Raw genomic sequence first — 6,692 nt, 5'->3', positions numbered from 1 at the left:
CCACCCCCCAGGTCATGCGATCGACAGGGGGCAACAGTCATGCCGGACCCGGAGGCCAGGAGCCCCGTTTCAGGGCCACGAAGAAGGTAACGGGGTGCCGGGGCACCCCGCTCCCACCTGTCTTCCACCGGTGGCCGCGGGCTCCGGAGTTCCGGCCGGGGCCCGGCGGGCCGGCGCGGTCCGCCCCGGGAGGAGGGCGGACCGTCCATGGGCGGACCGGACCGTACGGTCGGACCGCGGTGGCGGCGCCCGAAGGCGCCGGGGTCAGGCCGACCTGGCCGCGATGAGTTCCGGTGCCGGGCCGACGGGCAGGTGCCAGCGGGCGCGGCGGTGCAGCGTCTCCAGGTCGTGCAGCAGCTCGGGCACCGGGACGGTGAGCACCGGACAGCCGGCCCGGCGGGCGCAGTACCCGGAGACCGGGCGCCGCAGCCGACGGCGCAGCGGGCCGCCGCTGCGGCCGAGGACGAGCAGGTCGTCCGGCCGGTCGGCGAGGTGGACCAGGGCGGGCCCGGTCTCGCCCCGGATCACCACGGGCTGCATCGGCACGCCGGGTCCGGCTTCGCCGAAGGCCGCTTCGAGGGCCTCGTCCAGCCGCCGCTCGGCGGCCTCCCGGGCGGCGGCGAGCAGCGGCGGGCACGGCGAACGGCGGTAGCCGTGTTCGCCGCCCGGCGGCTCCCAGGCGAGCACCGGCCAGAGCACGGCGCCGCGGTCGCGGGCCTCGGCGAGGCCGCGGTGCAGCGCCGCCAGACTCCCCAGCGACCCGCTGACCCCGACCACCACCCTGAGTGCCGTTCCGTCCTGGTGCTGCCCGCTGCCGTGCATGATCCGTCCTCGCGTGGTCCGTTCGTCCGTCGGTCTCCACCCAACCGCCGCCGGCCGGCCGCTCCGGGCCGCTTTGACGTCTTCCTGACGCCCCGGAGGACGTTCCGTACGCACTCCATACGCGGATCGCCGGAGGGCTCTCCCCTTCACCCGTCCGGCTCAACCAGCGGGCGACGACCACTCCCGGATGGGTGGATGGGAAGCGCCCGCGGGACAGCCGTGCCCGCGGGCCGTTCGACGCCGAACTTTCAAGGGAGCGCGGGCTTGTACTACAGCAGCGGCAACTACGAGGCGTTCGCCCGGCCGAGGAAGCCCGAGGGTGCGGAGCGCAAGCGGGCGTGGTTCGTCGGGGCGGGCCTGGCCTCCCTGGCCGGGGCCGCGTTCCTGGTGCGGGACGGCCAGGTGCCCGGGGACCGGGTCACCGTCCTGGAGAGGCTGAAGCTGGCCGGCGGCGCGCTGGACGGCATCAAGGAGCCGGCCAAGGGCTTCGTGGTCCGGGGCGGGCGCGAGCTGGAGGACCACATGGAGTGCCTGTGGGACCTCTTCCGCTCGGTGCCCTCGCTGGAGGTCGAGGGCGCGTCCGTGCTGGACGAGTTCTACTGGCTGAACAAGGACGACCCCAACGTCTCGCTCCGGCGCGTCACCGAGCGCCGCGGCCAGGACGCCGGTACGGACGGGCTGTTCGCGCTCGACGACACCGCGCAGAAGGACCTGGTGCGGATCTTCCTGGCGACCCGCGAGGAGTTGGAGGGCAAGCGGATCGACGAGGTCTTCTCCCGGAGCTTCCTGGACAGCAACTTCTGGCTGTACTGGCGCACCATGTTCGCCTTCGAGGAGTGGCACGGCGCGCTGGAGATGAAGCTCTACCTGCACCGGTTCGTCCACCACGTCGGCGGCCTGCCGGACCTCTCGGCGCTGAAGTTCACCAAGTACAACCAGTACGAGTCCCTGGTGCTGCCACTGACCCGCTGGCTGATGGACCAGGGCGTGCGGTTCCGCTACGAGGTCGAGGTCACCGACATCGACTTCGAGCTCTCCCCCGGGCGCAAGCTGGCCACCCGGATCCACTGGCGCGAGGCCGGGCGGGAGGGCGGGGTCGACCTCGGCGAGGACGACCTGGTGTTCACCACCATCGGCTCGCTGACCGAGAACTCCGACAACGGTGACCAGCACACCCCGGCCCGGCTGAACGAGGGCCCGGCCCCGGCCTGGGACCTGTGGCGCCGGATCGCCGCCAAGGACCCGGCCTTCGGCCGCCCCGAGGTGTTCTGCGGGAACATCGCCGCGAGCAAGTGGGAGTCCGCCACGGTCACCACGCTGGATCCGCGGATCCCCGAGTACATCCGCAAGGTCGCCCGGCGCGACCCGTTCGGCGGCGGCGTGGTCACCGGCGGCATCGTCACCGCCCGCGACTCCTCCTGGCTGCTGAGCTGGACGGTCAACCGCCAGCCGCACTTCAAGCGGCAGCCCGCCGACCAGATCGTGGTCTGGCTGTACTCGCTGTTCGTCGACCGCCCGGGCGACCACGTGCGGAAGCCGATGCAGGAGTGCACCGGCGAGGAGATCACCCGGGAATGGCTGTACCACCTGGGGGTGCCGGTCGAGGAGATCCCCGAACTGGCCGCCTCGGCCGCCCGTTGCGTGCCGGTGATGATGCCGTACGTGACGTCCTTCTTCCTGCCCCGGCACGCTGGCGACCGGCCGGACGTGGTGCCGGAGGGCGCGGTCAACTTCGCCTTCATCGGCCAGTTCGCCGAGACCACCCGGGACTGCGTCTTCACCACCGAGTACTCGGTGCGCACTGGCATGGAGGCGGTCTACCGACTGCTGGGCGTCGAGCGCGGCGTGCCCGAGGTGTTCAACTCCACCTATGACGTGCGCAAGCTGCTGGCGGCCACCACCCGGCTCCGGGACGGCGCCGAACTCGACCTGCCGGGGCCGGAGTTCCTGCGCAAGCGGTTGCTGCGCCGACTGGAGGAGACCGAGGTCGGCGAGCTGATGCGGGAGTTCGGCCTGATCGAGGACGGCCGCTCCTGAGCCGAAATCGAGCCGCTCCCGAGCGGCTCCCGGGCTGAACGCGAGCCGCGCCCGAGTCGGCCTGGAGTCGGCCTGGAGGCGGCCCTGCGCCCACCGCTCGACCGCTTGCGGGCATTCGGCCCACGCCGCCGCCCTGCGGGGGTGACCCCCGCCCGCTCCCGGGGAGGCGCAAGCTCCGAATGGTTATTCATATTGCATGACAATCACCCTTAGCACCGCACTCGGCGCCCCCCTGATGGCCATCGCCGCCCTGACCCTGACCACCGGCCCGGCCGCCGCGGCCACCGGAGACCTGGCCATCAACGGCGCCACCCAGACGGATCCCTCCGGCTGCTACGCCCTGGACGAGGCCGCCAGCATCGTCGACAACCTCACCGACCGAACAGTGGAGATCTACTCCTCCGCGGACTGCACCGGAGACGTCGTCGAAACGATCGCCGCCGGTGACGACAGCCGCGTCACCGGAGCCCAGAGCCTCAGCATCCCCTGAGCCGGCCGGGCCCCATCCAGCACCATGACCGCATGGTGCTATCGTCACTAGCACCATGTTGCTGAAGCTGGACCTTGGCGACGCCCGCCCCCTGCACGAGCAGGTGGCGGGCGCGATCCGACGGGCCGTCGCGGAGGGCGAGTGCGCCCCCGGCGACAAACTGCCGCCCGCCCGGGAGCTCTCCCGGGCCCTCGGCGTGAACACCAACACCGTCCTGCGCGGGCTCCGCGCCCTGCGCGACGAGGGGGTGCTGGAGTTCCGCCGGGGCCGCGGCATCACGGTCGCCGCCGACGCCAACACCCGGGCCGAACTGATGGACCGGGTAAGGCAGTTGGTCGCCGACGCGGCCCGGGCCGGCTACAGCAGGAATGATCTCGTGGATCTGATCAGGGGGATGTCGTGACGTTCGAAGAAGTGGCCGGAGAGCCCGTCCCAGACCGGCCGGTGCGCCGGGCCGCGCTGTGGGGGGCCGTGGTCTGGACCCTCGGCGTGACGGCCCTGCTGGTCGTCCTGCCGCTGACCGCGCGGGACCGGCTGCCGGAGCAGGTGGCGACCCACTGGAGCGGGAGCCGCCCGGACGGTTCGATGCCGCTGACGATGGCGGCGCTGTTCCCGGCCGGGGTCTGGCTGCTGGTCGCGCTCGGGCTCGCCGTCGGCCTGCGGCTCGGGCCCGACCGTACCCGCGGCGTCGCCGGACCGGTCCTGGCCGCCACCGGGGTGCTGCTGGCCGGCGCCCAGGCCTCCATCGTGCGCGCCAACCTGGACCGCACCCGCTGGCAGGACGCCGCACCGATGGGCGTCGAGGTGGTCCTGATCATCGTGGCGGCCGGCCTGGCCGGCGCCCTGGCCTGGCTGGCGACCCGACGGGCCGCCGCCGTGACCGCGCCCGTCCTCCCCGGGGCACCGGTGCTGGCCGCGAAGCCGGGCGAGCGGCTGGTCTGGCTCTCCCAGGCCGCCAACCACTGGCTGCAGGTGCTCGCCGCCGTCCTGGGGCTGGTCGCGGTGTCGGGCGCGCTGCTCGCCGCGAGCGGGCGCACGGAGTCCGCCGACTGGCTGTCGGTCGTCCTGTTCGGCGCCGGCGCCGTCACCGTCCTGCTCTGCTCCTCGGTACGGGTCCGGGTGACCGGCGACGGCCTGCACGTCGGCTTCGGCCCGTTCGGCCTGCCGACCCGGCACCTCACCCCCGCGGAGATCGCCTCCGCCCGGGTCGAGCACCTCAGTGCCCGTCAGGCCGGCGGCTGGGGCTTCCGGGTCTTCCGCAAGGGCACCGCCGTCTTCGTCCGCTCCGGCGAATGCCTGGTCGTCCGCACCACCCGCGGGACGGACCTCGTGATCAGCGTCGACGACGCCGAGCGCGGCGCGGCCCTGCTCAACGCACTCGTCGAACGGGCCGGTACGCCGAGCCGCTGAGCAGGCCCGCCCCGCGGAGGCCGCCGACCGCCGGCGCAGCGTGGTTCTCGACTCCGGCGCCACGGCGGTCCTCCGGCGGCGACACGACACTGGCGTCAACTCGACACCGCGGGAAACCACCTGATCCAGTGGTGGGGCGATCTCCTTAGCGGGTACACCAGTTGACGGCCGAGCATTGCGCGGACCAGCGAGGAGGCGTCCGTGACCGACGACCGGAGTGTCCAGGGGACCATCGATTCGGAGCAGACCGTCCAGACCGTTCAGACAGCCCAGGACGAACGGACCATCACTTTCCTCAGGTTCGGCGTCGGGGCGATCGGGGTGCTGCTGCCACCGGCACTGCCGTTGGGCAACTGGCTGGCGGCCGAGGTCACCGGCCGGGCCACCGAGGGGTACTGGCCCGCGTCGATGAGTGCCGCGTACTACTCGGGGATGCGGAACGTCTTCGTCGGGGCGCTGTGCGCGCTCGGGGTGTTCCTGATCTGCTACCGGTCCGACCGGCGGGACGACCGGTGGAGCACGGCGGCGGGGGTGTTCGCACTGGGGGTGGCGCTCTGTCCGACGACACCGTCGGATCCGAGCGGGCTGCAACGCGCGGTCGGGGTGTTCCACCTGGTGTTCGCCGGGCTGCTGTTCGTGATGCTGGCGCTGTTCTGCCTGTACTCCTTCCGCAATCCGCGCTCGGCGCAGCCGGCCCGGGTGGGCACGGCCTACCTGGCGGCGGGCGGGCTGATCGTGGTCGCGCTGCTGGCGGCGGTGGTCACCGGGCTGTCCGGGTTCGGAGCGGACTGGACGGTGCGGCCGGTGTACCTGTGCGAGTGGGTGGCGACCTGGGCGTTCGGTGCGGCCTGGATCGGCGCGGCGGTGGAGCTGGCGACCGGGCGCGGCGGGCGGGCCGGGGCCGGGCGGCTGCCGCGTCAGGCGGTGGGGTCGGAGGTGCGAGGGCCGGAGGCGTCCCAGATCTGACCGTTCGTCATCTCGTCGCACCGGCGAACCGTTACCATGCGCACGGAGGCCGGCCGCCGGGCAGAGCCGGGGGCGGCCGGTGCCGGATGCCAGCAGCTACGGGGAGCGCGCACGTGACGAACGAGGAGTACCCGTCGGTCGACCTGCGGATGGACGTGCCGCACTCCGCCCGGGTCTACGACTACCTCATCGGCGGCAAGACCAACTTCGAGGCGGACCGGGCCGCCGCGCACGCCTCGGTGCAGGCCTGGCCTGCGCTGCCGGTCTCGATGCGCACCACCCGCGACTTCATGCAGCGCTCGGTGCGCCACCTCACCGAGCGGTACGGGGTGCGGCAGTTCCTCGACATCGGCACCGGCATCCCCACCTCGCCCAATGTGCACGAGATCGCCCAGGCGATCGCCCCCGAGGCCCGGGTCGGCTACGTGGACAACGACCCGATCGTGCTGACCCACGCGCGGGCCCTGATGTCCAGCACGCCCCAGGGCCGCACCTGTTATGTGGACGCGGACTTCCGCGACCCGGAGTCGATCATCGGCGACCCCCGGCTGCGCGAGGTGCTCGACCTCTCGCAGCCGGTGGCGCTCTCGCTGATCGCCATCGTCCACTTCGTGCTGGACGACGACGACCCACAGGGCATCGTCCGCCGCCTCATGGACGCCCTGGCGCCTGGCAGCTTCCTCGCCCTCACCGTGTTCACCGGTGACACCGACCCGGTCGGGGTGGGCGGCGTCGGCCGGGAGTACAACGCCCGCGGCATCCCGCTGCAGATCCGCGACAAGACCGAGACCGAGGCCTTCTTCGACGGCTACCGGCTGCTCGACCCGGGCGTCACCCTGGTCCACCACTGGCGGCCGGACGCCGGCGCCCCGGCGATCCGCGACCGGGACATCGCGATGTACGCGGGCGTGGCCGTCAAGGACTGAGCAGCCGCACGACCACGCCGTCGCCCCCGGACCCGCAGCCT

The 6,692-nt window shown here is 73.0% G+C and carries 7 protein-coding genes; 6 read left to right on the top strand and 1 reads right to left on the bottom strand.

Going from position 1 to position 6,692, the window contains the following annotated elements:
* Window positions 1–264: 264 nt before the first annotated feature.
* The gene (locus ACFWIS_RS14065; RefSeq protein ID WP_380453145.1) at window positions 265–822 is read right to left on the bottom strand and encodes a universal stress protein; all 558 of its coding nucleotides are present in this window, start codon (window positions 820–822) and stop codon (window positions 265–267) included.
* A gap of 264 nt (window positions 823–1,086) precedes the next feature.
* Between ACFWIS_RS14065 and ACFWIS_RS14060 the strand changes: the two genes are divergently transcribed.
* From ACFWIS_RS14060 to ACFWIS_RS14035, 6 genes are all read left to right on the top strand, one after another.
* Window positions 1,087–2,859 (top strand): oleate hydratase, encoded by a 1,773-nt coding sequence (locus tag ACFWIS_RS14060; protein WP_380453143.1) that lies wholly within the window; start codon window positions 1,087–1,089, stop codon window positions 2,857–2,859.
* 196 nt (window positions 2,860–3,055) lie between these two features.
* Window positions 3,056–3,349, top strand: coding sequence for a hypothetical protein (locus ACFWIS_RS14055; protein WP_380453141.1), 294 nt, complete (start codon window positions 3,056–3,058; stop codon window positions 3,347–3,349).
* Window positions 3,350–3,404: 55 nt separating this feature from the next.
* Window positions 3,405–3,752 carry a GntR family transcriptional regulator gene (locus ACFWIS_RS14050; RefSeq protein ID WP_380453139.1) on the top strand — a complete coding sequence of 116 codons (348 nt, stop codon included), beginning with the start codon at window positions 3,405–3,407 and terminating at the stop codon, window positions 3,750–3,752.
* On the top strand, window positions 3,749–4,759 hold the full coding sequence (locus tag ACFWIS_RS14045) for a DUF1648 domain-containing protein (protein ID WP_380453137.1): 1,011 nt from the start codon (window positions 3,749–3,751) through the stop codon (window positions 4,757–4,759). Before ACFWIS_RS14050 ends, ACFWIS_RS14045 begins: the two co-directional genes overlap by 4 nt.
* A gap of 201 nt (window positions 4,760–4,960) precedes the next feature.
* Window positions 4,961–5,725, top strand: a complete 765-nt coding sequence (locus ACFWIS_RS14040) for a hypothetical protein (RefSeq protein WP_380453135.1) — start codon at window positions 4,961–4,963, stop codon at window positions 5,723–5,725.
* Between the two features lie 86 nt (window positions 5,726–5,811).
* Window positions 5,812–6,651, top strand: coding sequence for an SAM-dependent methyltransferase (locus tag ACFWIS_RS14035; protein ID WP_380453133.1), 840 nt, complete (start codon window positions 5,812–5,814; stop codon window positions 6,649–6,651).
* Window positions 6,652–6,692 lie beyond the last annotated feature (41 nt).

The organism is Kitasatospora sp. NPDC127060 (genome assembly GCF_042724935.1).
Taxonomy (GTDB): domain Bacteria; phylum Actinomycetota; class Actinomycetes; order Streptomycetales; family Streptomycetaceae; genus Kitasatospora.
Note: the sequence above shows the minus strand (reverse complement) of the source record. Positions and strands in the feature narration are given on the sequence as shown.

Bases quoted from the DNA above. Each gene is read 5' to 3' on its own strand.
- ACFWIS_RS14035 (WP_380453133.1), top strand. From the start codon at position 5,812: ATGCCAGCAGCTACGGGGAGCGCGCACGTGACGAACGAGGAGTACCCG.
- ACFWIS_RS14065 (WP_380453145.1), bottom strand. From the start codon at position 822: ATGCACGGCAGCGGGCAGCACCAGGACGGAACGGCACTCAGGGTGGTG.
- ACFWIS_RS14055 (WP_380453141.1), top strand. From the start codon at position 3,056: ATGACAATCACCCTTAGCACCGCACTCGGCGCCCCCCTGATGGCCATC.
- ACFWIS_RS14050 (WP_380453139.1), top strand. From the start codon at position 3,405: ATGTTGCTGAAGCTGGACCTTGGCGACGCCCGCCCCCTGCACGAGCAG.